Below are 24290 nucleotides of genomic sequence, written 5' to 3' on the forward strand. Positions count from 1 at the left end.
TTCTTAGGCGCGATACTGCTTAATCAATTCAATAAAGTGGTCAAAAAGACCGGCACAGTCGTGCGGACCCGGGCTCGCTTCGGGGTGCCCCTGGAAGCTGAAGGCCGGACGGTCGGTGCGATGGATACCTTGCAGGGAACCATCAAACAGGGAGACGTGGGTGGCGCGCAGGCAATCCGGCAGGCTGTTCTCGTCTACCGCAAAGCCGTGGTTCTGAGCGGTGATCATGACGGTGTTGTCATCAAGGCTCTTCACCGGATGGTTGGCGCCGTGGTGGCCAAACTTCATCTTGACGGTCTTAGCACCGGAGGCCAGACCCAGCAGCTGGTGACCCAGACAGATGCCGAATACCGGCGTGCTGGTATTAAGGAAAGCCTTGATGGCCTCGATGGCGTAGTCGCACGGCTCGGGGTCGCCGGGGCCGTTGGAGAGGAAGATGCCATCCGGGTTCATCGCCAGTACCTCGGCGGCCGGGGTCTTGGCCGGTACCACGGTCAGGCGGCAGCCACGGTCAACCAGCATCCGCAGGATGTTGCGCTTGACGCCAAAGTCATAGGCTACCACGTGGTACTTCAGCTGGTCGGCATCCGGGGTGACGTGCCCCTTGCCAAGCTGCCAGCTCCCTTCGGTCCAGTTGTACGCTTCACCAACCGTTACCTCTTTGGCCAGATCCATCCCCTTCAGACCGGGGAAGGCGCGGGCCTGTTCGAGAGCATAGGCTTCATCGACCTGTTTCCCGGCCAAAATGCAGCCAGCCTGAGCGCCTTTCTCGCGCAGGATGCGGGTCAGTTTACGGGTGTCGATGTCGGCGATGCCAACGATGTTGTGAGACTTGAGGTATTCGGAGAGGGATTGCTGATTGCGGAAATTGGAGGCAAGTATCGGAAGGTCCCGGATGATCAATCCCTGAGCATGGATCTGACTGGACTCTTCATCTTCGCTGTTGGTGCCGGTGTTGCCTATATGGGGGTAAGTGAGGGTGACTATCTGACGGGAATAAGAGGGATCGGTGAGGATTTCCTGATAGCCCGTCATCGACGTATTGAAAACCACTTCACCAACGGAACATCCCTCGGCGCCTATCGACACGCCTTTGAATACAGTTCCATCTTCCAGCACTAGCAATGCAGTGTGATTCAAGACAACCTCCAGTTATTTAGCTTTAAATTCAGCAATTTACCTGGGTGTTGCGGGCTCGGTTCCGGTCTTGGACAGGACTCGAACCCGGCAGATTTCTGGCAAATTGGGCGCATTCTACTTAAAAAAAGTGGCATTTCAACGTCTTTTCTCAGATGAAATGCATCTAAATTCAATAAAAAAGCAACATTACCCATTATCTATGCACTTAATCGCTTTGCAACCCCCTCCCGTGAAAGAAAAGGAAAAACCACCACCAAAAGATGACACCAAGCCAGCAATAGCGACAAAAACAAACAAAAAAAGCAATTAAAACAATGACTTTTATTTTTACACAAAAAACATTAATGACAAATTTAACGCTTTTACGATGACAAGAGTGAACGTGAAAAATGGAAAACGTTTTTCAGTGTTTGAATTTTTAGTCTTTCCGATTCCGTGTAAAAAAATGGCTTAATCCGCCATAAAGATGCTCAAATCTGTTACCTGGTGATGACATTCAGGAAGGGAAAATCTGGTGGATAACACAATAGTGTGATTTATAAGGCATTCAGATAAAAATTGCAGGCAGCGTGTCTTTTTACACAAACTCTGGCTAACTGACAGCAAAAACCCCGGCAAGCCGGGGTTTTTCACTGGGTAGCAGTAGTACGAAAGTGCCGCACAGAGGCATCACTTGAGATTGAGCACATCCTGCATGTCATAAAGACCGGCACCCTGCTGACCAAGCCACTTGCCCGCCCGCACAGCACCGTTGGCGAAGGTCAGGCGGCTGGAAGCCTTGTGGCTGATCTCCACCCGCTCGCCGATATCGGCAAACATGACGGTATGCTCCCCCACCAGATCGCCGGCACGAATGGTGGCAAAGCCGATAGTGTTGCGATCCCGCTCGCCAGTGATCCCCTCGCGGCCATAGACGGCGCACTCCTTGAGATCCCGGCCCAGGGTTTTGGCGACCACTTCCCCCATGGAGAGCGCAGTACCGGATGGCGCATCCACCTTGTGGCGATGGTGGCCCTCGATGATCTCGATGTCGGTGTAATCCCCCATCACCTTGGCGGCCTGCTCCAGCAACTTGAACACCAGGTTGACCCCGACCGAGTAGTTGGAGGCGAACACGATACCGATCTGCTTGCCCGCCTCTTTCAGGGCGGCCTTGCCTGCATCATCAAAACCGGTGGTGCCGATCACCATCTGCTTGTGGTGGGCCAGCGCAAAGGCCAGATTGGCCAGGGTCACCTCGGGGCGGGTGAAGTCGATGATAAGATCAAACTCGTCACGCACCTTGTCAAGACTGTCACTGATGGCCACACCCAGATGGCCCAGCCCATTGAGCTCACCGGCATCAAGACCGATCACCGCCGAGCCCGGCCGCTCCAGCGCAGCACCAACCACCACGCCATCGGTGTTGGTGATGGCCTCCAGCAGCACCTTGCCCATACGACCATTACAGCCCATCACAGCCACACGGATCGGATTGTCCATCTCCACCCTCTCATCTCTTTTAATTATGGAAAGAGACCGTTTTACCAGCCTGTGCCAGCTTTGAAAAGCCCACAGTGAGCCAGCAGAGACAACCGACAAATAAACGAAAATATTTAATTTAATCCGAACATTTAACGGATTTAGTCAGAGTGACAAAATCGAAAGATAAAAACACCTATCCATCTGGACGTCTATCTTGACCTTGTGGGGTTGACTCACTACTGTGGGCACCCCAATGCGGCAGGATGCCCGCCCTGTTTTCCCCCTATCCCTATCCGATACAGGTACAAAGCAGTTTATGACAGGAGGTCATTGTTCAATTTCAGAGGAACACATGATCCAGACTCAACCCAGTGCCAGGGCCTTGCTGCCACTTCTGGTTTTTCTCGCACTCTTTATCGGTACCGGTACCTGGCTGACCCTGCAGGGGGTCGAGTTCGCCTTCTATCAGCTGCCCGCTCCGGTTGCTGCCCTGCCTGCGGTGATGCTCGCCCTGCTGCTTGGCAAAGAGAGCTTCAACAGCAATCTGGAGACCTTCTTCAAGGGGGTCGGCCACAGCAATATCATGGCGATGTGCCTTATCTATCTGCTGGCGGGCGCCTTTGCCAGCGTGGCCAAGGCCACCGGCGGGGTTGATGCCACCGTGGCGCTGGGCCTGTCGCTCATCCCTGGCTGGGCGCTGTTGCCCGGGCTGTTCCTCATCTCTGCCTTTATTGCTACCGCTATGGGCACCTCCATGGGCACCATAGGTGCCGTGGCGCCGGTCGCGCTGGGCGTGGCGCAGGCGGCCGGTATCGATCCGGTACTGATGGCAGGCACCATTCTCTCCGGCGCCATGTTTGGCGATAACCTCTCCATCATCTCCGACACCACCATAGCAGCAACCCGCAGTCAGGGGTGCGAGATGAAGGACAAGTTCCGCGAGAACTTCAAGATTGCGGCCCCTGCCGCCATCGCGGTGATCCTGCTCTATCTGACCCTGGGCTCAGTGGGTGAATCCCCTGCCAGCGGCAGCGCCATCGAGCTGTTCAAGGTGATGCCTTATCTGCTGATCCTGGGGCTGGCGCTCGCCGGAGTGAATGTGTTTGTGGTGCTGGGGATCGGCATTCTGGCCGCCGGAGTGGTGGGCATGATCAACGGCTACGCCATCGGTCAGTTCAGCAAGGATATCTATCAGGGCTTTACCGGCATGCAGGAGATCTTCCTGCTCTCCATGCTGATCGGCGGTCTCGGCGCCCTGATGGAGCGTCAGGGTGGTCTGGCCTGGATCAGTGAGCGCATCAGCGCCCTGATTGCCCGTTTCACTCGCGAGCACAATGGTGAACAGAACGAGAAAGCCGCCGAGCTCGGCATCGCCGGGGTGGTGAGCCTCACCAACCTCTGCACCGCCAACAACACGGTGGCTATTATCGTCGCCAGCAAGGTGGCCCGGGATCTGGCCGAACACCACGGTGTCACCCCGCGACGCGCCGCCTCCATGCTCGATATCTTCTCCTGCGTGGTACAGGGTCTGATCCCCTGGGGCGCACAGGCGCTGCTGCTGGGATCCATCTTCGCCCTGTCGCCGCTAGCCGTGGTGAGCATGAGTTTCTACCCGATGGCACTCGCGGTAGCGGCACTCATTGCAGTGTTTGTGAAGCACCAGATGCGCGGCAAAGCTGACAAGTAACAGACCAGACGCTGGCGCGCCGACATGCTGTCAACAGGGGCCACACCCTGGCCCTTGTTGACTCACTATCGGACCCGCCAGCATTAATCCCATCGTCCCGGGCATCAGCCGTCCGGGGCGGGAGTTCCCCTGTCCCCCTTAACGTCAAGAGTGAATGTGCTAAGGTAGAGCGCGTTCAAGCCATCGATGCGCAGCTATACCAGAGGTTCCCCATGCATGAGTCCCAACCCGAACGTCAATCCCTGCGCCAACTGGTTCGTCAACGCCGCAAAAATCTGAGTCCGGCCGAGCAGCAGGCGGCGGCCCAACAGCTGCTGGCCCAGTTCAAGCAACACCCCGAGATCCTCGCCGCCAAACGCATTGCCCTCTATCTGGCCAATGACGGGGAGATCAACCCCTTGCCCACCATCCATTGGCTGTGGGCCCAGCACAAAGAGGTCTACCTGCCGGTGCTCCACCCCTTTACCCCGGGTCACCTGCTCTTTTTGCGCTATACCGCCACCAGCCCCATGGTGCGCAACCGCTACGGCATCGAAGAGCCGGAGCTGGATATCCTGCAGGTGGTGCCCCACAGCACGCTCGATCTTATCTGCACCCCGCTGGTCGCCTTCGATGCCCAGGGCAATCGCCTTGGCATGGGGGGCGGCTACTACGATCGCACCCTCGCCATCTGGCATGAGCACAAGCTGGGGCCCAAGCCACTCGGCATTGCCCACGACTGCCAGCAGGTGGATGCGGTTCCGCAAGAGGAGTGGGATGTGCCGCTGCCCCAGATCATCACCCCGAGCCACTGCTGGCGCTTTGAATAGGCTGTTTTTGGCAGGCAGCCCCTGCTTTGTGTGCGCAAACGCAGAATAAACAGGCAAACGATTTACAAAGTCCCTCTTTTTGCCCAGGAACGTGAGCAACAAGGTCGCGACGGGGTACCGGGTTGGATATAATGCGCCCGCTTTTTTCTTAAGGAACGATCATGACTCAAGATGAAATGAAGAAGGCGGCCGGTTGGGCTGCGCTCAAGTATGTGGTTCCCGGCACCATCGTCGGGGTGGGCACCGGCTCTACCGTCAACCACTTTATCGACGCGCTGGCGACCATGAAGGACGAGATCAAGGGGGCGGTATCCAGCTCCGTGGCCTCTACCGAGCGCCTCAAGGGCTTCGGCATCACCGTATATGATCTCAACGAGATCGACGCCCTCTCCGTCTATGTGGATGGCGCCGACGAGATCAACGCAACCCGCGACATGATCAAGGGTGGTGGCGCAGCCCTGACCCGCGAGAAGATCGTTGCCGCCGTCGCTGACAAGTTCATCTGCATCATCGACAACACCAAAACCGTCGACGTGCTGGGCCAGTTCCCGCTGCCGGTGGAAGTGATCCCGATGGCCCGCGAATACGTGGCCCGCGAAATTCGCAAACTGGGTGGCAACCCGGTGTGGCGTGAAGGGGTTGTCACCGACAACGGCAACCACATTCTGGATGTGAAAGGCATGGCCATTACCGACGCCAAGGCGCTGGAAGTGAGACTGAACGCCATCGTTGGCGTGGTCACCAACGGCCTGTTCGCCGCCCGCGGCGCCGATGTTGTCCTGATCGGTACGCCGGACGGCGTGATTACCCAGTAATCCCGACACCGGTAGCACAGTGCAGCGGCATCCTCCCTCGCCCGCCAGCGCCACTCTACCAGCCCTGACGCAACAGCGGCGTTGATTGAGCCCCGAGATGGGATATGACCCAAACATTGCACTGTGAATAAATGACGGCGCCTGATGGCGCCGTTTTTATTTATCCCTCAACAAGTTGCATACGGATGTTTACAACATTCGTTGATAACTTCAAAGAATTTGACTTTCGTCACAAATATTCCCTCTCCCAAACGTTTTTGCTACTTTACGGTTTTCTTCGCACACCAAATCTGCACTTACGTTTGCACATACAGAGGGATCGTCATGACTGCCAAGTTTTCGTTGGACAAGGATAAAATCAAGGTTCTGCTGCTGGAGGGGGTTCACCCCAACACCGTTGAGACCTTTCGTGCCGCAGGTTACACCAGTGTGGAGTATCTCAAGACCTCGCTTTCCGAAGAGGAGCTGATCGAGCAGATCCGCGACGTCCATTTCATCGGGCTGCGCTCCCGCACCCAGATCACCGAGAAGGTGCTCGACGCCGCCAACAAGCTGGTCGCCATCGGCTGCTTCTGCATCGGTACCAACCAGGTCGAGCTGGAGGCGGCCCAGATCCGCGGTATTCCGGTCTTCAACGCCCCCTTCTCCAACACCCGCTCGGTCGCCGAGCTGGTACTGGGCGAGATCCTGCTGCTGCTGCGCGGCATCCCCGAGAAGAACGCCAAGTGCCATCGCGGCGTGTGGGAAAAACTGGCCAACCGCTCGGTGGAAGCGCGCGGCAAGAAGCTCGGCATCATCGGCTACGGCCACATCGGTACCCAGCTTGGCATCATCGCCGAGAGCATCGGCATGAAGGTTTATTACTACGATATCGAGAACAAGCTCTCGCTGGGTAACGCCATTCAGGTGCCGAGCATGGTCGAGCTGCTCAATATGTCTGACGTCATCAGCCTGCACGTGCCGGAGACCGCCTCCACCAAGAACATGATCGGAGCCGAGCAGCTGCGGATGATGAAACCGGGCGCCATCTTTATCAACGCCGCCCGCGGTACCGTGGTGGATATCGATGCGCTGGCTGACGTCATCAAGAGCGGCCATATTGCCGGCGCCGCCATCGACGTCTTCCCGGTCGAGCCCAAGTCCAACGACGAGGAGTTCCAAAGCCCGCTGCGTGGGCTGGAGAACGTGATCCTGACCCCGCACATCGGTGGCACCACCCATGAGGCGCAGGAGAACATCGGGCTGGAAGTGGCCAACAAGCTGGTCAAATACTCCGACAACGGCTCTACCCTCTCCGCCGTCAACTTCCCGGAAGTGTCGCTGCCGGGCCACAAGGGCTCCAGCCGCCTGCTGCACATTCACCGCAACCAGCCGGGGGTGATGAACCAGATCAACCAGATCTTCGCCGAAGAGGGGATCAACATCGCCGGTCAATACCTGCAAACCAGCAGCCATATCGGTTACGTGGTGATCGACGTGGAGACCGAGCACAGCGAGAAGGCGCTCGCCAAGCTCAAGGAGATCAACGGCACCATCCGTGCCCGCATCCTCCACTGATAGCCCCTTATCTGCGCAGCAAAAAGCCCGTCGTGATGATGGGCTTTTGTATGAAGCAGAACCCAAAGGCAGCGTAGTGGCTTACCACCATCCCAACAGGTTGCGGCCCACCAGCGCGCCCCATACCAGGGCATTAAGGGCCAGCGCGATAAAGACGGCGGCAGAGCCCAGATCCTTGGCGCGACCGGAGAGCTCATGATGCTCGGAGCCAACCCTGTCTACCACAGCTTCAATGGCGGAGTTGAGGATCTCGACGATCACCACCAGCCAACTGATGACGATAAGCAGCAGGATCTGGTTGAGAGAATCCCCCAGCCAGAAGGCAAGTGGCATCAGCAACAGGATCAGCATCAGCTCCTGCCGAAAAGCCGCCTCGTTAATCCAGGCTGACTTGAGCCCCTTCATGCTGTAACCGGTTGCGTTGATGATGCGGGTGACCCCGGTTGCCCCTGGCTTTGCCACGCTATCTACCTCATTTGAAATCGATTTTGGCCTCACATCCTATCAGAGCCCCCCAAGGTTTCAATCAGGGGACTTTTGCTTTATTTTATCTCTTTGCTTTTTCGCCCCTTGCGGCTGACACCACCCACTCGAGACTTGAGTTGTATGTCCATTCACACAGATGAATTGCGCACCCGTCGCCTGGAGTCACTGATCACTCCGAGCGAGCTTGCACACGCGTTTCCGATCACCGATACCATTGCCCAGAATCTGCTGGATGCCCGTCGCGAAGTGGAAGCCATTCTAGCCGGAGACGATCAGCGCCTGCTGGTCATTGTCGGCCCCTGCTCTATTCATGATCCCGCTGCTGCTCGCGAGTATGCCCAGCGCCTCAACGCCCTGCGCGAGCAGTATAAAGAGAGCCTCTGCATCGTGATGCGCACCTACTTCGAGAAGCCGCGCACCATCGTCGGCTGGAAAGGGCTGATCAACGATCCGCGCCTCGATGGCAGCTTCGATGTCAACGAAGGGCTGAAACTGGCGCGCAAACTGCTGGTCGATATCAACGAACTGGGCATGCCAACCGCCACCGAATTCCTCGATATGGTGACCGGCCAGTATATTGCCGACCTCATCACCTGGGGCGCCATCGGCGCACGTACCACCGAATCCCAGGTACACCGCGAGATGGCTTCGGCCCTCTCCTGCCCGGTTGGCTTCAAGAACGGCACCGATGGCAATACCCGCATCGCCATCGATGCGGTGCGCGCCGCCCGTCACAGCCACATCTTCTATTCGCCGGACAAAGACGGCAAGATGACCATTTACCGCACCGCCGGTAACCCCTTTGGTCATGTGATCCTGCGTGGCGGCCACCGACCCAACTACGACACCGCCAGTGTCGATGAAGCCTGTGAAGCGCTGGCCGATGTGGGCCTGCCGGAGCGTCTGGTGGTCGATTTCAGCCACGGCAACAGCATGAAGGATCACCGCCGTCAGCTGCTGGTGGCGCAAGATATCTGCGATCAGCTGCGCCGCGGCCGTACCGGCATCGCCGGCATCATGGCAGAAAGCTTCCTGGTGGAAGGGCGTCAGGATGTGGAGAACGGCTGCGCAGCCACCTTTGGCCAGAGCATCACAGATGCCTGCCTGTCATGGAGCGACACCGAAACCCTGCTGGCGATGCTGGCCGAAGCCGCGCTGGTGCGGTTGAACAAAGCAAACCTGCGGTAACGACTGCGACATCACCCTTCGGCCAGAGCATCACAGATGCCTGCCTGTCGTGGAGCGCCACCGAAATCCTGCTGGCGATGCAGGCCGAAGCCGCGCTGGTGCGGTTGAACAAAGCAAACCTGCGGTAAGACTGCGACATCACCCTTCGGCCAGGGCATCACAGATGCCTGCCTGTCGTGGATCGACTCCGAAACCCTGCTGGCGATGCTGGCAGAGGCGGCGCAGGTGCACCTGAGCAAACAGGCTTGAACTGCGAATAAAACCAAAGGGGCCAGTATTTTTGATACCGGCCCCTTCTTCTTGCTGTCGGCCGATTACGCTTCGCTAATCGACCCTACATGCGCGCTCTTTCCTGTACACCCTACTTACAAACTGGGCATAAACCACACGCGTCCTGCCGCTTCGATGCGGTCGGTGCGGATCTGGAATACCTGTGCCAGCAGCGCCTCATCCACCAGCTCGACACCCCCTTCGCGCACCACCGCGCCCCCTTGCAGGCAGAGAATGCGGTCGGCCCAGTCGATGGCCAGATTGATATCGTGGATGGCGATCACCACCAGCAAGCCTTGCCCGGCCAGGGTTTTCAGCAAGCGCAATAGCGCCAGCTGGTGATGCAGGTCGAGCCCCGCCAGCGGCTCGTCCAGCAGCAGCACCTTGCCGGTCGGATTGAGGCTCGGCCACACCTGCAGCAGGGTGCGGGCAATCAGCACCCGCTGCTGCTCGCCCCCCGACAACCGGCTGAAGTCACGAGCCAGCAAAGCTTCCAGCTCCAATGCCTCGCACAATGCATTTATCGCCTCGTTCTGTCTGGCAGGTGCAACCATCTCATCGAGCCCCAGGCTCAACACCTGAAACACCGGAATATGAAACAGCTGGGGCTGACGCTGGGGCAGCATGGCGCGCCGTTTGGCAAGCTCGGGCCAACTCATGTCAGTAAGCACTCCCCCCCCCAGCAGCACTGTGCCATCGGCGGGTAAAATCCCCGCCAGCGCCCCGAGCAGGGTCGACTTGCCACTGCCATTGGGGCCAAGCAGCGCTACCAACTGGCCACCATGCCAGCGGATATCTAGGGGAGAGAGCCGTCCGGCAATGGCTAGTGCGCTCGCCTCCAGCAGCGGCGCAGCAGCACGAGAAGAAACCGGCTTGGGATCAGCGGGTGACATCGGCATCTTGCCTCAACAACGGGTAAATAAGGAGACTGCGCGCCCCGACCAAATCATGCAGATATTCATGCAGCACCATCGGCAGTTTGCCTCAATAGCAGGTAGATAAAGAGCGGCGCCCCCACCGAGGCGGTGATGACGCCGATAGGCAACTCCCCCGCGCTCAGGGTGGATCGAGCAACCAGATCGGCCGCCAGCAGCAGGGCCCCGCCGCCAAGCGCCGAGGCAGGCAGCAGAAAGCGCTGATCGCTGCCACCGCAGAGCCGCAGCAGATGGGGCACCACCAACCCGACAAAACCGATCACGCCGCACAGCGACACCGCCACACCGGTCAGCAGACAGACCGCCAGCACCAACCGCACCCGCATCCTGTCGACATCCATCCCCATCAGGCGGGCCTGGGTCTCCCCCAACAACAACTGTTGCAGCGCCTTGCCCTGCCAGCAGAGCCAGCACAGGGTGAGCGGCAGCACCAGCCACCACCAGGCAAACTGCTGGCTGCCGTAAGAGAGGCTGCCCATCATCCAGAACATGAATTCACGCAAGGAGCCGTCGTCGGCAAAGTACATCAGCCAGGTCATGGCGGCATTGGTGAGAATACCGATAGCCACCCCAAACAGTAGCAAGCGGGCATGGCCGAGACGCGCCCGGCGAGCCAGCCGAATGAGCAGCATGGTCACCAGCAGGGCGCCACCGAAGGCCGCCAGTGACAGCCCCCAGCCGGGCAGATAGACACCGAGGGATTTGGCTACCGCCATCGCTACCATGGCAGCCAGTCCTGCCCCGCTTGAAACACCAAGCAGCCCGGGCTCCGCCACCGGGTTGTGCAGCATCACCTGCAATACGGCACCGCCACAGGCAAGGGCTGCGCCGGCCAAGAGGGCCAGCAAGGCACGGGGTAGCCGCAGCTCCAGCAGGATGCGCTGTTCGAGATCGCCAAGGGGCTGCCAGGGCAGCAGCACAAACTCGCCCCAGACGAGGGAGAAGAGAAACAGCAGCAGGGTCAGCAGCGTCAGGCCACAGAGCCAGCGCCGCTGCCAGCGCTGCTGGCGGGCGATAAGGGAGAGGTACAAGGAGGATCCCCGAATAACAAGGCTTCCCCCCGGCCCTGTCGCAGCGCCGGGGGGAAGCAGGAAAAAGGCATGATAACAGTGGCTTGCCACCCAAGGTCAAGGCTGGTAACGCTTGGCCATCACGCTTATCTCGCCGCTGGCCACCAGATTTTGCAGCGCCACCAGCAAGGGCTGGCGCAGCGACTGGTGAGGTGAGTGCTTGCTCATCCCCAGATAGAGGGTCACCGGCGTGGCGGGGCGGTAGTCCGCCTTGCCTATCCGGCTGGCATTTCCCTGACTCAGGGCATAGTCCACCTGACAGTCGGTGCCAATCATCAGCGGCAGGTGACCGCGCTGCACCATGCGCAGCAGCTGATCTTCGGTGGGTACTCCGTGCTTGTCGAGGCGACTGTCAGAGTTGAAGGGCTCAAAGTAGGCGGAGTTGAGCACATAGCCCACCTTCACCCCCTGCAGATCGCGGTATTGGTGGATCCGGGCCACATTGATCGGCTGACCATAAAACGCGGGCCAGCACTTGTAGTAGGCAGGCTGCAGATAGTCGATGAACTGCGCCCGCTCGGCGGTATAGGCGAGGCCAATCATCAGATCGACCTGACCGGTTTGCATCTGCTTGAGCGCCCTGCCCCACGGCATCCGCCGTACCTGCAACTCAATGCCGCTCGCCTGTTGCAACCGGCGCAGGATGTCCATGTCGAGCCCCTGCAACCGGCCATCCGCTTGCAGGATGCGAAATGGCGGCCACAGATCAGTGGCCACCGTCAGCGTCGGGGTCGCACACACCGGCATGGCAAATAACAGTAACAACACAATCCCGCATAACTTGCCCATCCCGTCGCATACCTCGCACGGCTTATCCTGTTGGTTAAAAATACCCTCCCGCACCACGTATGAAAACCCGTGGTTCAGGGATAAAATGCGCCGGATTTTCAAGGAGAACCCTATGAACCCGATTTTCACCAGTATCGGTCTGCTGCTCTGCAGCAACGTCTTTATGACCTTCGCCTGGTACGCTCACCTCAAGAGCATGAACCATAAACCCTGGATCATTGCCGCCCTGGTGAGCTGGGGTATCGCTCTGTTCGAATACCTGCTACAAGTGCCCGCCAACCGCATCGGCCATACGGTGATGAGCGTGGGCCAACTGAAAATCCTGCAAGAAGTGATCACACTCACCGTATTCGTCCCCTTCTCTATCTTCTATCTCAAAGAAGAACTGAAATGGGACTATCTCTGGGCAGGGCTCTGCATTCTCGGTGCGGTCTTTTTTGTCTTTCGCGAGAAACTGACCGGCGCCTGAGGCTGTACACTCAATATCATCCCGCTCATGGCATCTCATTGATCGACGAGGCAAAAAAATGGAATTGCGAGACATGTTACAGATCCTGGCTAAGCAGGATGGCTCAGACCTCTATCTGTCGACCGGCGCGCCCCCCTGCGCCAAATTTAACGGCGGCCTGCGCCCCCTCAACGAAACGCCGCTGGAACCGGGTGAAGTGGCGCGGATCGCCGCCGAGATCATGGATGGCGAGCAGAAGCAGCAGTTCGAGAAGGAGTTGGAGATGAACCTCGCCATCTCCCTGCCCCAGATCGGCCGCTTTCGGGTCAACATCTTCAAGCAGCGCAACGAAGTCTCTTTGGTGGCCCGCAACATCAAGACCGACATCCCCCGCTTTGAAGATCTCAAACTCCCGCCTGTGCTGCTCGACACCATCATGGAGAAACGCGGTCTGGTACTGTTTGTCGGCGGTACCGGCTCGGGTAAATCTACCTCGCTGGCGGCGCTTATCGACCACCGCAACCGCAACAGCGGCGGGCACATCATTACCATCGAGGATCCGGTGGAGTTCGTTCATCGCCACCGCAAGAGCATCATCAACCAGCGGGAGGTTGGCGTGGATACCCGCAGCTTCCACGCCGCCCTGAAAAACACCCTGCGTCAGGCGCCGGACGTCATTCTTATCGGCGAAATTCGCGATCGCGAGACCATGGAGCATGCGCTGGCCTTCTCCGAAACCGGCCACCTTGCCATCTCCACCCTGCACGCCAACAATGCCAACCAGGCGCTGGATCGCATCATCAACTTCTTCCCGGAAGAGCGCCGCCCACAGCTGCTCAACGATCTGGGCAACAACCTCAAGGCCTTTGTCTCTCAGCGGCTGGTGAAAACCACCGATGGCGGCCGCCGGGCCGCAGTGGAGATCATGCTCGGCACCCACACCATCCGCGACATGATCAAGCGCGGCGAATTTGGCGGCCTCAAAGAGGTGATGGAGAAATCCAAGGCCCTCGGCATGGTCACCTTCGACAGTGCCCTGTTTGATCTGGTGGTGGAAGGGGTAATTGAGGAAGAAGAGGCGGTGAAGAACGCCGATTCGGCCAACAACCTGCGCCTCAAGATCAAGCTGTGGAAGGAGAAGGGACAGATAGCCAGCAGCAGTGATGCCACCGGCTGGAGTCTGGAGCCAACAAAGGATGAAAAGGACGATCTCTTCTGATCGCTCCCTCCCGTGCCTCAACAGGCACGGGGGCATTATCTCCCTCTCACACTTTCGCAAAGTGTCTTCCAGACCACTTAACACCAACGGCGAACGCGCTGGCAATACGCCACATACTCGTCACCAAAGCGGGCGCTTAGCAGCCGCTCCTCCGGCATGATCTGAAAGCGAGTTAACCAGGCCACCAGCACGATTGGCCCAACCCAGACCCACATCCCGCCGAGATAACAGCCCCAGGCGGCCAGCCAGCAGAGCAAGCCCAGATACATGGGATTGCGGCTGACACGATAGACGCCACAGGTCACCAGACGGCTGGTGTGCTGCGGTTTGGTGGGGCTGACCGTGGTCTGGTGGTGACGAAACCGTTGCAGGGCCCCAAAGCCCATGATGGCCCCCGCCACGACCAGCACAGCCATCAGCGTCATTGCCCAGATACCGGGCTGGCTCTCCCCTCTTAGCCACCACATGGCCCCTGCACAGAGCAGGAAGATCAGCGGTGGTGGAAAACGTAACTCAAGATTGACCATTTTCTTCCCCTGACGAGTGTCGGCCGAACCCGTGTTGCGGTAGACTCCCAACCAGTCAGCACCTGTTGAGAGTGACAAAGATCATAATAATAACAACAAGTTGTGGTTAAACCACCACCAATGTGGCCGACCCCGTCCAAACTATCCAACGCGAACAACAAAAAGGAATCACCATGCACAAGAAAACTCTGCTGGCTACCCTGATCTTCGGCCTGCTCGCGGGCCAAGCCGTTGCGGCTCCCTATCTGCCCCTTGCGACGGATCATCGAAACGGCCAGGAGCAAACCGCCAGCAACGCCTGGTTGGAAGTGGATCTGGGCGCCTTTGAACACAATATCCAGACCCTCAAGGATCGTCTCGGTGACAAAGGCCCGCAGATCTGCGCCATCATGAAGGCCGACGCTTATGGTCATGGCATCGACCTGCTGGTCCCCTCCGTGGTCAAGGCCAATATCCCCTGCATCGGCATCGCCAGCAACGAAGAGGCGCGCGTCGCCCGCGAGAAGGGCTTTACCGGCCGTCTGATGCGGGTGCGTGCTGCCACCCCGGATGAAGTAGAGCAGGCCCTGCCCTACAAGATGGAGGAGCTGATCGGCAGTCTGGTCAGTGCCCAGGGTATCGCCGATATCGCCCAGCGCCACCACACCACCATTCCGGTGCATATCGCGCTCAACTCCGCCGGCATGAGCCGCAACGGCATCGACCTGCGTCTGGCCGATGCCAAGCAGGATGCGCTGGCCATGCTCAAGCTAAAGGGGATCACCCCGGTCGGCATCATGACCCACTTCCCGGTTGAGGAGAAAGAGGACGTCAAGATGGGGCTGGCCCAGTTCAAACTGGACTCCCAGTGGCTACTGGAAGCGGGCAAGCTGGATCGCAGCAAGATCACCATCCACGCCGCCAACTCCTTCACCACCCTGGCCGTGCCGGACGCCTACTTCGACATGGTGCGCCCGGGCGGCCTGCTCTACGGTGACTCCATCCCCTCCCACACCGAGTACAAGCGGGTGATGGCATTCAAGACCCAGGTCGCCTCGGTCAACCACTATGCCGCGGGCAACACCGTCGGTTATGACCGCACCTTTACTCTCAAGCGTGACTCCTGGCTCGCCAACCTGCCGCTGGGCTACTCCGATGGCTATCGCCGCGCCCTCAGCAACAAGGCCTATGTGCTGATCCAGGGTCAGAAGGTGCCGGTGGTCGGCAAGACCTCCATGAACACCATCATGGTGGACGTGACCGACCTGAAGGGTGTGAAACCCGGTGACGAGGTGGTGCTGTTTGGCCGTCAGGGTGACGCCGAAGTGAAACAGGCGGATCTGGAGGAGTACAACGGCGCCCTGCTGGCGGACATGTACACCATCTGGGGCTACACCAACCCCAAGAAGATCAAACGCTGATCACGCGATATGAAAAAGGGCTCCCGCGGGAGCCCTTGTTGTTATTGCTTCATTGTCTGCCGCGCTCAAGCGGCCTTTTTACGGGTCACAAACAGACTCAGCCCCATGGATGCCAGCAGGATCAACGCGACTACGCCCAGTGCTATGCCAGTCGGGATCTTGAAGATATCCAGCAGCAGCATCTTGACCCCGATAAACATCAGGATCAGCGCCAGACCGTATTTGAGCAGGGCGAAGCGATCAGCCACACCGGCCAGCAGGAAGTACATGGCACGCAGACCCATGATGGCGAAGATGTTGGAGGTCAGCACGATGAAGGGATCCGTGGTCACCGCGAAGATGGCCGGGATACTGTCCACCGCGAAGATGAGATCGCTCACCTCCACCAGAACCAGAATGAGCAGCAGCGGGGTGGCATAGCGCACACCGTCACGCCAGACGAAGAACTTCTCCCCCTCCAGGGTCTCGGTCACCTTGAAGCGACGGCGCATCCAGCCCAGCAGCGGATTGTTGGCGAGATCAGGCTCCTTGTCGGCCGCCCACAGCATCTTGGCACCGGTCAGCAGCAGGAAGGCGCCGAACAGATAGAGGATCCAGTGGAACTGCTCGATGAGCCAGCTACCGGCGAATACCATGCCAGCCCGCATCACGATGGCACCCAGTACCCCGTACAGCAGCACCCGGCGCTGCAGCTCGGCCGGAATGGCAAAGTAGCTAAACAGCATCAGCCAGACGAAGACGTTGTCCACCGCAAGCGCTTTCTCGATGAGGTAGCCGGTGAGGAACTCCAACCCCTTCTGGTTGGCAATCTCACGGCCCGCGCTGTGATCCAGCCAAAGCCAGATAGCCAGGTTGAAGAGCAGGGCCACGCTGATCCAGATAAGTGACCAGATGCCCGCCTCTTTGAGAGATACCTTGTGTGACTTACCGCCACCGACAAAGCGTATGTCTATCCATAACAGGACCAGCACTATGCTGAAGAAACCGGTCCACATCCACCATTCACCCATGTTCACTTCTCCCAAAAACAACAAAACCCACGACCGGGAGGCAGTGGGTTTGCGTTTGGAGCAGATACACCTTGCCTCTCGGCAAGGTCTCACTTACAGCTGATTTGCATCGACTGCCCGGCTGCCGGGTGCACTGCAGGAAATGGGTGCACCGTAATGACGACAAATCGGCGAGAAGTTACTCCCCTTGTTGCGCGGATAGTAGCAGCGGTAAAAGATAACGCCAAGAGGCATCTTCACTACCGCCAGAAATAAATCGGGGCCCCATCAAGGAGCCCCGCAAGCAGGTTCAACACATCCCCATCAGAGCGGGTCGACCTTGAGGCAGGAGACCGCGTGATCGAAGTTCCCCTCCAGCACGGGGCGGGTCTTGGCGCACTCGGGGCCAGCCACCGGGCAGCGGGTGCGGAACACGCAGCCTGACGGCGGATTCATTGGCGATGGCAAGTCCCCCTCCAGGATCTGGATCACCTTGTTGCGCTCCAGCTCAGGGTCCGGGATTGGCACCGCAGACATCAGCGCCTTGGTGTAGGGATGCAGCGGATTGGCGAAGATCTCCTTGCGGGTCCCCAACTCGACGGCGTTGCCCAGATACATCACCAGCACCCGATCGGAGATATGTTTGACCACAGACAGATCGTGGGCGATGAAGATGAGCGACAGCCCCATCTCCTTTTGCAGGGATTTGAGCAGGTTGACCACCTGCGCCTGAATGGAGACGTCAAGCGCCGACACCGGCTCGTCACAGATGATCATCTTGGGCTCGAGGATCAGTGCCCGGGCGATACCGATCCGCTGGCACTGGCCGCCGGAGAACTCGTGCGGATAGCGGTTGACCAGGTTGGGCAACAACCCCACCTTGCTCATCATGGCGCGCACCTTCTCTTTCACCTCTTCCCGTGGCAGGTTGGGGTAGAAGGTGATGAGCGGCTCGGCGATGATGTCGCCGATGGTCATGCGCGGGTTCAGAGAAGCCAGCGGGTCCTGGAAGATCATCTGGATCTCTTTGCGCTTCTCGCGCAGGGCATTCTGATCTAGCTTGGTAAGGTCGTCACCCAGCCACACCACCTTGCCATCGGTGGCCGGTACCAGACCGATGATGGCGCGGGCAAAGGTCGATTTGCCGCAGCCGGATTCACCCACCACGCCGAGGGTTTCCCCTTCGTAGAGGCGCAGGGTAACGCCATCGACCGCCTTCAAATCGGATGGCTTGGCCCAAGGCCACGCCTTGCCACTCTTGATACTGAAGTGGACCTTGAGGTCAGACACTTCCAACAGCAATTTTTTGTCGGCACCCATTTAGTTGGCCCCCTTGTTCATGGCATCCGAAACCCAGTGGCAAGCGCGCTCCCGACCGTCGTTGAACGGGGTCAGGATCGGTGACTGCTGGCCGCAAATCTCGCTCACACGGTGGCAACGCTCCTGGAAGGGGCAGCCGGTGGGCAGACGCAGCAGGTTGGGCGGATTGCCCGGGATGGTGGGCAGCACTTCCCCTTCGGTATCGAGGCGGGGAATGGCGCGCAGCAGGCCTTCGGTGTAGGGGTGGCTCGGGCGATAGAAGATATCGTCTACCTTGCCGTACTCCATGGTACGACCAGCATACATCACCAGCACCTTGTTGCAGATACCGGCGACCACGCCAAGGTCATGGGTGATCATGATGATGGCGGTGTTGAACTCGCGCTTGAGCTCGTTCATCAGAGTCATGATCTGGGCCTGAACGGTCACGTCGAGTGCGGTAGTCGGTTCGTCGGCGATCAGCAGTTGCGGCCGGCAGAGCAGTGCCATGGCGATCATCACCCGCTGACGCATGCCGCCGGAGAACTCGTGGGGATACATGCCCATCCGCTTGCGTGCTTCAGGAATTTTGACCGCATCGAGCATCCGTACCGACTCTTCGAACGCTTCCGCCTTGCTCACCCCTTTGTGCAGCATCAGCACTTCCATCAGCTGATCCTGCACCTTCATGTAGGGGTTCAGCGAGGTCATGGGGTCCTGGAAGATCATGGCGATCTTCTCGGAGCGGATCTTGTTGAGCTTGGACTCCGGCAGGTTGAGGATCTCCTCCCCCTGAAACTTGGCGGAACCGGTAATAATGCCATTTTTGGCCAGCAGCCCCATGATGGCAAAGGCCGTCTGGGATTTGCCGGAGCCGGACTCGCCGACGATCCCCAGGGTTTCACCCGCAGCGAGGGAGAAGTTGAGGTCGTTGACCGCCACCACATTGCCGTCCGGGGTCTTGAACTCGACCCGCAGATCTTTCACATCCAGTAACTTCATATAAAAACTCCTTATCGATCTTTCGTGATGCTTTCCTGTCGACCCGATGCTCGATTAACGATCTTTCGGATCGAGGGCGTCACGCAGACCATCCCCGAGGAAGTTGAAGCAAAACAGGGTCACCACCATAAAGCAGGCGGGGAACAGCAGTTGCCAGATGGCCACTTCCATCGACTTGGAGCCTTCATCCAGCAAAGCACCCCAGCTGGTCATGGGCTCTTGCACGCCCAGGCCAAGGAAGCTCAGGAAGGATTCGAACATGATCATCCCGGGCACCAGCAGGGTGGCGTAGACCGCCACGATCCCCAGCACGTTGGGTACGATGTGACGGGTGATGATCTTCCACTTGGAGACGCCGCAGACGTGAGCCGCCTCGATAAACTCCTTGCTCTTGAGGCTGAGGGTCTGGCCTCGCACGATCCGCGCCATGTCGAGCCAGCTAACCGCGCCGATGGCGATGAAAATGAGCGCCAGGTTGCGGCCGAAGAAGGTGACCAGCATGATCACGAAGAACATGAAGGGGAAGGCGTTGAGGATCTCAAGGACCCGCATCATCAGGCTGTCGACCCGCCCGCCGATAAAGCCGGAGGCAGCGCCATACAGAGTGCCGATGATGACCGCCACCATGGCCCCCATGATGCCGACCATCAGGGAGATGCGACCGCCCAGCAGGGTGCGCACGAACAGATCGCGCCCCAGACTGTCGGTACCGAAGTAGTGACCCGCTTCCATATCCGGCGGCGACTGCATGGCCCCCCAGTCCGGATCGTCAAAGGTGTATTGGGACAGATGAGGGCCGACGATGACCGCCAGACCGATGATGGTCAGGATAATCAGGCTGGTCAGAGCAGCCTTGTTGCGCAGGAAACGGCGACGGGCATCCTTCCACAGGGAGCGCCCCTCCACCACCTCTACTTTTTGCGCGAACGCCTCGACGGCATCCCGTTTTTCAGTTGAAACAACCATGATGAACTCCCGAATTAGTAACGGATCTTGGGATCGATAAAGGCGTAGAGAATATCGACCACAGCGTTAAAGGTGATGGTGAGGGCGCCGACCAGAATGGTCAGACCGAGCACCATGGAGTAATCACGGTTAAGGGCACCGTTGACGAACAGCTGACCGATCCCCGGCAGGCCGAAGATGGTCTCGATCACCACGGAACCTGTGATGATGCCGACAAAAGCCGGGCCCAGATAGGAGACCACCGGCAGCATGGCCGGACGCAGCGCGTGTTTCAGGATGATATGGCGCAGCGGCAAGCCCTTGGCACGGGCGGTACGGATAAAGTTGGAGTTCATGGTCTCGATCATGCTGCCCCGCATGATCCGCGAGATAGCAGAGATGTAGTACATCATCATGCCGAACACAGGCAGCACCATAAACTGGATGCCACCACCCTGCCAGCCACCGGCAGGGAACCAGCCCAGATGAATACTGAAAAACAGCACCAGCAAGGGCGCCAGCACAAAGCCCGGGATCACCACCCCGGCCATGGCCGACGACATCAGCAGATAGTCGATAATGGTGTTCTGTTTCAGTGCCGCTATGGTGCCGAAGGTGACCCCCAGCAACACGGCGAAGAAGAAGGCCGTGGTCCCGATCTTGGCGGAGACAGGCAACGCCTGACTCACCAAATCATTGACGGTGAAATCCTTGTATTTGAAAGAGGGCCCCAAATCACCCTGTACCAGGTTGCCCAGGTAAGTGAGATATTGCATGCCGATCGGCTTGTCGAGGCCGTATTTGGCTTCGATGTTGGCCATTACTTCGGGGGGGAGTGAACGTTCGCTGGTAAAGGGGTTACCCGGGGCGAAACGCATCATGAAGAAAGAGACGGTGATCAAGACCAGCAGAGTCGGGATCGCTTCCAATAGCCGTTTAAAAATGAATTTCAACATAGACATTTCCTGTCCTGTACTGCTTCCAAAGGGTCGCGGTTGTAATAAAGGCCCGCCGTCTGGCGGGCCCTGCTTGTTATGCGACTTGTTGCTTTAAATCAGTGAGCAATGATGTACATATCTTTGCTGTAGAGGTTATCCAGCGGGTTGCTTGGGTAACCCCCAACATAAGCTTTGACCATCCGAGGTTGAACATATTGGTATATCGGGATGATCGGCATGTCCTTGGCCAGGATCTCTTCCGCCTGGACATAGAGCTTGTTGCGAGCGTCCGCATCAACCTGATCACGAGAATCGGTCATCAACTTGTCAAACACCGGATTGGAGTACTTGCCATCGTTGTTGCCGTGAGTGGTCTGCATCAGATCCAGCATGGATGAGGCTTCATTGTAGTCGGCGCTCCAGCCGGCACGACCCACGTCAAACTGTCCCTGCTTCTTGGTTTCGAGGTAAGTTTTCCACTCCTGGTTCACCAAGCTGACCTCTGCACCCAGTTTTTTCCACATGGAGGCAACGGCCACAGCTACTTTCTTGTGGTTGTCATCGGTGTTGTAGAGCAGCTCGAACTTCAGCGGCTTGCTGGCATCGAAACCTGCCTCTTCAAGCAGCGCCTTGGCCTTGGCGTCACGTTCAGCCTGGGTCATTTTTGACCACTCCGGAGCAACCGGTTTAAAACCATCAACATAGTCAGGCGTCAACCCATATGCGGGTTTTTGCCCTTGTCCCATGACTTTATCTGCAATCACGTCACGATTGACAGCATAAGAGAGAGCAGTTCGCACTCGCACGTCATCAAACGGCTTTTTCTTGATGTTGAACTGGTAGTAATAAGTAGAAACCAGACCTTCAACCTTCAGATCCGCGGGATAATCTTTCTTCAACTGCTTAAAGCGTTCGATCGGCACATTCCATGTCATGTCGATCTCACCAGCCAAAAAGCGATTTAGCTCCGCGTTGGTGGACTGGATCGGAAGATAGGTAACCTTGTTGATCACCGTTTTCGCATCATTCCAATAGTTTTTATTACGCTCCAAACCAATTCGCTCATTAACAACCCACTCCTTCAATACGTAGGCACCATTACCTACCATATTGCCCGGCTGGGTCCATTTTTCACCATACTTCTCGATCACCTTCTTCGGTACCGGATAAGTGGTGGTATGAGAGAGCATGGTTACGAAATAAGGGATGGCCTTCTCGAGCTGAACTTCGAAGGTGTAGTCGTCGGTCGCCTTCACACCCAGCGTATCAGCCGGCTTCTTGCCAGCAATGATCTCTGTAGCATTGGCAATAGTTGGCATCTCCAGGTACCAGGAGTATGGAGAAGCTGTCCTGGGGTCAACTGCACGTTGGAAAGCATATACAAAGTCATGTGCGGTGACCGGTTCACCATTAGACCACTTGGCATCTTTGCGCAGGTGGAAGACGTAGTGCTTGTTATCCTTGGTTTCCCAAGACTCTGCGACACCCGGAACAACTTCCCCTTTCGAACCGGATGTCACGAGACCTTCAAACAGGTCGCGCAAAATTGCAGACTCAGGCGTTCCTTCAACTTTCTGTGGGTCCAAGGTCGCAGGCTCGGAACCGTTGCCTTTTACCAACTGCTGGACATCCGCCAGCTTGGTTCCCGCCGGGACATCGGCAGCCTGAGCCACATTGACGCCACCAAACAGTGCAGCCATCAGCAATGTGTTAATCATTGTTTTTTTATGAGTCATTTCCCTACTCCAACAAGAACATTCCATGCGTTTTTTAAAGTGACGGTGATAAAACCCGCTCCCAGCATAATTCCCTGCCAATTCTGATAATGCAACAGATATTGTCAGGGTAACTGTCATTTCCTGGTTAAAAAATCAGCTAATGTGCGTTTTTTCAGTATTAAAACACCAGCAACTCGCTCATTTTTCACACAAACGACCGATTCTAGAAAAGACAGGGTAAAAAGCAACCAATAAAAAGCCGGTCACGAGGACCGGCTTTCATAAAGTGGAGCTGGCTCACATCAGACTGGGGAAAACGCCCTTGATACCGGCCACCATGATCTCGATACCCAGCGACATCATGATAAGACCCATGATACGGGTCACCACGTTGATACCGGTGTTGCCCATGATCTTGAACAGCAGCGGCGCGGCGCGGAAGATGAGCCAGGAGCAGAAGGAGAAGACCACGACAACCACTGACATGCCAAGCAGTTGCTGCCAGTGGCTCTGGCTGGCATAGACAATCACCGAGGAGATGGCACCGGGGCCTGCCATCAATGGAAGTGCCAGCGGAACCACGGCGATAGACTCGCGCACCGCCAGTTCACCCTTCTCCTGTTTGTTGTGCTTCACCTCGCCCAGCTTGCCCTGCAGCATTGACCAGGCAATCAGGGTAATCAGCGACCCACCGGCGATCCGGAACGACGCCAGCGAAATACCAAACCCATCGAGGATCAGTTGCCCCATATACATGGAGACCAGCAAGATCACCATCACCGCGATATTGGCGGTGGTGTTGGTTTTCATCCGCTCGGCCTGGGTATGGTGGCTGGTCAGGCTGACAAAGACTGGCAGCAGACCAAGCGGGTTGATAATTGCGAACAAACCGACAAAAAACTTCAGATACAACGAGACGTCAATTGCTGCCATAGGCGCCTTCCAATAGAGTTTCGGGCCCAGCGGGCCAGTCCATTAATTTCGTGCGTAAATTTACATCATAGCCAGAGCGGGCACCAATCAAATAATCTCACCATTTTGAGGGTTTTTTAGTTAGTTCATCTAATGCATCCACGCTAACTGGCATAAACCGATGCCAAAAGCCCTTTCTACCGCCCGACACGCGTTAGAAAAGTGAGTGCAAGTCTACTTAATCATGACCAGAGAGTCCGACGGTGACTGACCGAATGACCAAGCGACTCGAGAGAATCCAGGCTTTGCCTTTCCACTATTTCAGGCTATGCATCACTTCACTGACTCGGCAAGAGAGCCACAATGCAAAAACCGGGAAAGCGGGCAGAAATGGCGTCCTCGGGGAATAAAGCGGATTAGTCATGGATTAAAACAACAATCATTCTCGCAACAAATGCAGAAATAAAGCGCGTTTGCCGATGATTTTGAAACCTATCTACTCATATTTACTAACTAATAGTGCCAAATTGGTGCTGCAACCAGATGAAGAGGAATAATTAACCGCTTGATAAATGTGGTTTATTGCCCTGCATTAACAGGCCTCTTACCTTTCCCTTTGGTGTACATTTCGATAACATCGGTCAAACAAGGATTGTGAAAGAAAATTTCTTTTGTTCTTTTGT

General features: G+C 57.4%; 22 protein-coding genes. 8 read left to right on the forward strand and 14 right to left on the reverse strand.

All coding sequences use genetic code 11. The annotated features are described in order from the left end of the window. Window positions 1–3: 3 nt before the first annotated feature. Both carA and dapB read right to left on the reverse strand, forming a co-directional pair. On the reverse strand, window positions 4–1140 hold the full coding sequence (gene carA, locus G5306_RS05790; RefSeq protein ID WP_031227689.1) for a glutamine-hydrolyzing carbamoyl-phosphate synthase small subunit: 1137 nt from the start codon (window positions 1138–1140) through the stop codon (window positions 4–6). A gap of 669 nt (window positions 1141–1809) precedes the next feature. Further along, window positions 1810–2622, reverse strand: coding sequence for a 4-hydroxy-tetrahydrodipicolinate reductase (gene dapB, locus G5306_RS05795; RefSeq protein WP_005347132.1), 813 nt, complete (start codon window positions 2620–2622; stop codon window positions 1810–1812). A gap of 334 nt (window positions 2623–2956) precedes the next feature. Between dapB and G5306_RS05800 the strand changes: the two genes are divergently transcribed. From G5306_RS05800 to serA, 4 genes are all read left to right on the forward strand, one after another. After that, window positions 2957–4291, forward strand: a complete 1335-nt coding sequence (locus tag G5306_RS05800; RefSeq protein ID WP_106844006.1) for a Na+/H+ antiporter NhaC family protein — start codon at window positions 2957–2959, stop codon at window positions 4289–4291. A gap of 212 nt (window positions 4292–4503) precedes the next feature. Continuing rightward, the gene (locus G5306_RS05805; RefSeq protein ID WP_005337635.1) at window positions 4504–5100 is read left to right on the forward strand and encodes a 5-formyltetrahydrofolate cyclo-ligase; all 597 of its coding nucleotides are present in this window, start codon (window positions 4504–4506) and stop codon (window positions 5098–5100) included. Window positions 5101–5261: 161 nt separating this feature from the next. Further along, on the forward strand, window positions 5262–5915 hold the full coding sequence (rpiA, locus tag G5306_RS05810) for a ribose-5-phosphate isomerase RpiA (protein ID WP_005353106.1): 654 nt from the start codon (window positions 5262–5264) through the stop codon (window positions 5913–5915). A 324-nt stretch (window positions 5916–6239) separates the two neighbouring features. After that, on the forward strand, window positions 6240–7472 hold the full coding sequence (serA, locus tag G5306_RS05815) for a phosphoglycerate dehydrogenase (protein WP_005337639.1): 1233 nt from the start codon (window positions 6240–6242) through the stop codon (window positions 7470–7472). 81 nt (window positions 7473–7553) lie between these two features. Here the strand turns inward: serA and G5306_RS05820 are convergent, their stop codons facing one another. Beyond that, entirely contained in the window at window positions 7554–7934 is a 381-nt protein-coding gene (locus G5306_RS05820; RefSeq protein ID WP_005337641.1) for a diacylglycerol kinase, read from the reverse strand. Window positions 7935–8078: 144 nt separating this feature from the next. Between G5306_RS05820 and G5306_RS05825 the strand changes: the two genes are divergently transcribed. Further along, entirely contained in the window at window positions 8079–9146 is a 1068-nt protein-coding gene (locus G5306_RS05825) for a 3-deoxy-7-phosphoheptulonate synthase (protein ID WP_058059525.1), read from the forward strand. A gap of 365 nt (window positions 9147–9511) precedes the next feature. Here G5306_RS05825 and G5306_RS05830 read toward each other — a convergent pair whose 3' ends face one another. The 3 genes from G5306_RS05830 to G5306_RS05840 all read right to left on the reverse strand — a co-directional run bounded on the left by G5306_RS05830 (window position 9512) and on the right by G5306_RS05840 (window position 12210). Beyond that, window positions 9512–10309 carry an ATP-binding cassette domain-containing protein gene (locus G5306_RS05830; RefSeq protein WP_421221428.1) on the reverse strand — a complete coding sequence of 266 codons (798 nt, stop codon included), beginning with the start codon at window positions 10307–10309 and terminating at the stop codon, window positions 9512–9514. Window positions 10310–10374: 65 nt separating this feature from the next. Further along, window positions 10375–11382, reverse strand: a complete 1008-nt coding sequence (gene btuC, locus G5306_RS05835) for a vitamin B12 ABC transporter permease BtuC (protein ID WP_421221422.1) — start codon at window positions 11380–11382, stop codon at window positions 10375–10377. Window positions 11383–11478: 96 nt separating this feature from the next. Then, window positions 11479–12210, reverse strand: a complete 732-nt coding sequence (locus G5306_RS05840; RefSeq protein ID WP_421208714.1) for a substrate-binding periplasmic protein — start codon at window positions 12208–12210, stop codon at window positions 11479–11481. A gap of 112 nt (window positions 12211–12322) precedes the next feature. On the opposite strand from G5306_RS05840, the gene G5306_RS05845 reads away from it, so the two are divergent. Further along, the gene (locus tag G5306_RS05845; RefSeq protein ID WP_151287233.1) at window positions 12323–12679 is read left to right on the forward strand and encodes a DMT family protein; all 357 of its coding nucleotides are present in this window, start codon (window positions 12323–12325) and stop codon (window positions 12677–12679) included. A gap of 58 nt (window positions 12680–12737) precedes the next feature. Further along, window positions 12738–13877 carry a type IVa pilus ATPase TapW gene (gene tapW / locus G5306_RS05850; protein ID WP_421312549.1) on the forward strand — a complete coding sequence of 380 codons (1140 nt, stop codon included), beginning with the start codon at window positions 12738–12740 and terminating at the stop codon, window positions 13875–13877. Window positions 13878–13954: 77 nt separating this feature from the next. Here tapW and G5306_RS05855 read toward each other — a convergent pair whose 3' ends face one another. Next, window positions 13955–14404 (reverse strand): methyltransferase family protein, encoded by a 450-nt coding sequence (locus tag G5306_RS05855; RefSeq protein ID WP_421231252.1) that lies wholly within the window; start codon window positions 14402–14404, stop codon window positions 13955–13957. A gap of 173 nt (window positions 14405–14577) precedes the next feature. Here G5306_RS05855 and alr point away from each other — a divergent pair, with 173 nt between their 5' ends. Next, window positions 14578–15804, forward strand: coding sequence for an alanine racemase (alr, locus tag G5306_RS05860; protein WP_421312550.1), 1227 nt, complete (start codon window positions 14578–14580; stop codon window positions 15802–15804). 65 nt (window positions 15805–15869) lie between these two features. Here the strand turns inward: alr and G5306_RS05865 are convergent, their stop codons facing one another. The 7 genes from G5306_RS05865 to G5306_RS05895 form a co-directional block, all read right to left on the reverse strand. Continuing rightward, window positions 15870–16814: a TerC family protein gene (locus G5306_RS05865; RefSeq protein ID WP_421312551.1), complete on the reverse strand. Its 945-nt coding sequence runs from the start codon at window positions 16812–16814 to the stop codon at window positions 15870–15872. 303 nt (window positions 16815–17117) lie between these two features. Continuing rightward, the gene (gene oppF / locus G5306_RS05870; protein WP_005337666.1) at window positions 17118–18113 is read right to left on the reverse strand and encodes a murein tripeptide/oligopeptide ABC transporter ATP binding protein OppF; all 996 of its coding nucleotides are present in this window, start codon (window positions 18111–18113) and stop codon (window positions 17118–17120) included. Beyond that, window positions 18114–19094, reverse strand: a complete 981-nt coding sequence (locus tag G5306_RS05875) for an ABC transporter ATP-binding protein (RefSeq protein ID WP_216978443.1) — start codon at window positions 19092–19094, stop codon at window positions 18114–18116. 54 nt (window positions 19095–19148) lie between these two features. Continuing rightward, window positions 19149–20060: an oligopeptide ABC transporter permease OppC gene (gene oppC / locus G5306_RS05880; protein WP_033137999.1), complete on the reverse strand. Its 912-nt coding sequence runs from the start codon at window positions 20058–20060 to the stop codon at window positions 19149–19151. Between the two features lie 14 nt (window positions 20061–20074). Then, on the reverse strand, window positions 20075–20995 hold the full coding sequence (oppB, locus tag G5306_RS05885) for an oligopeptide ABC transporter permease OppB (RefSeq protein ID WP_069555437.1): 921 nt from the start codon (window positions 20993–20995) through the stop codon (window positions 20075–20077). A gap of 98 nt (window positions 20996–21093) precedes the next feature. After that, window positions 21094–22713 (reverse strand): ABC transporter substrate-binding protein, encoded by a 1620-nt coding sequence (locus tag G5306_RS05890; RefSeq protein WP_421312552.1) that lies wholly within the window; start codon window positions 22711–22713, stop codon window positions 21094–21096. A gap of 279 nt (window positions 22714–22992) precedes the next feature. Further along, window positions 22993–23628, reverse strand: a complete 636-nt coding sequence (locus G5306_RS05895) for a YchE family NAAT transporter (protein WP_005337678.1) — start codon at window positions 23626–23628, stop codon at window positions 22993–22995. Window positions 23629–24290: the final 662 nt, after the last annotated feature.

The sequence above is a fragment of the Aeromonas sp. 603404 genome, assembly GCF_049171775.1.
GTDB lineage: Bacteria > Pseudomonadota > Gammaproteobacteria > Enterobacterales > Aeromonadaceae > Aeromonas > Aeromonas veronii_A.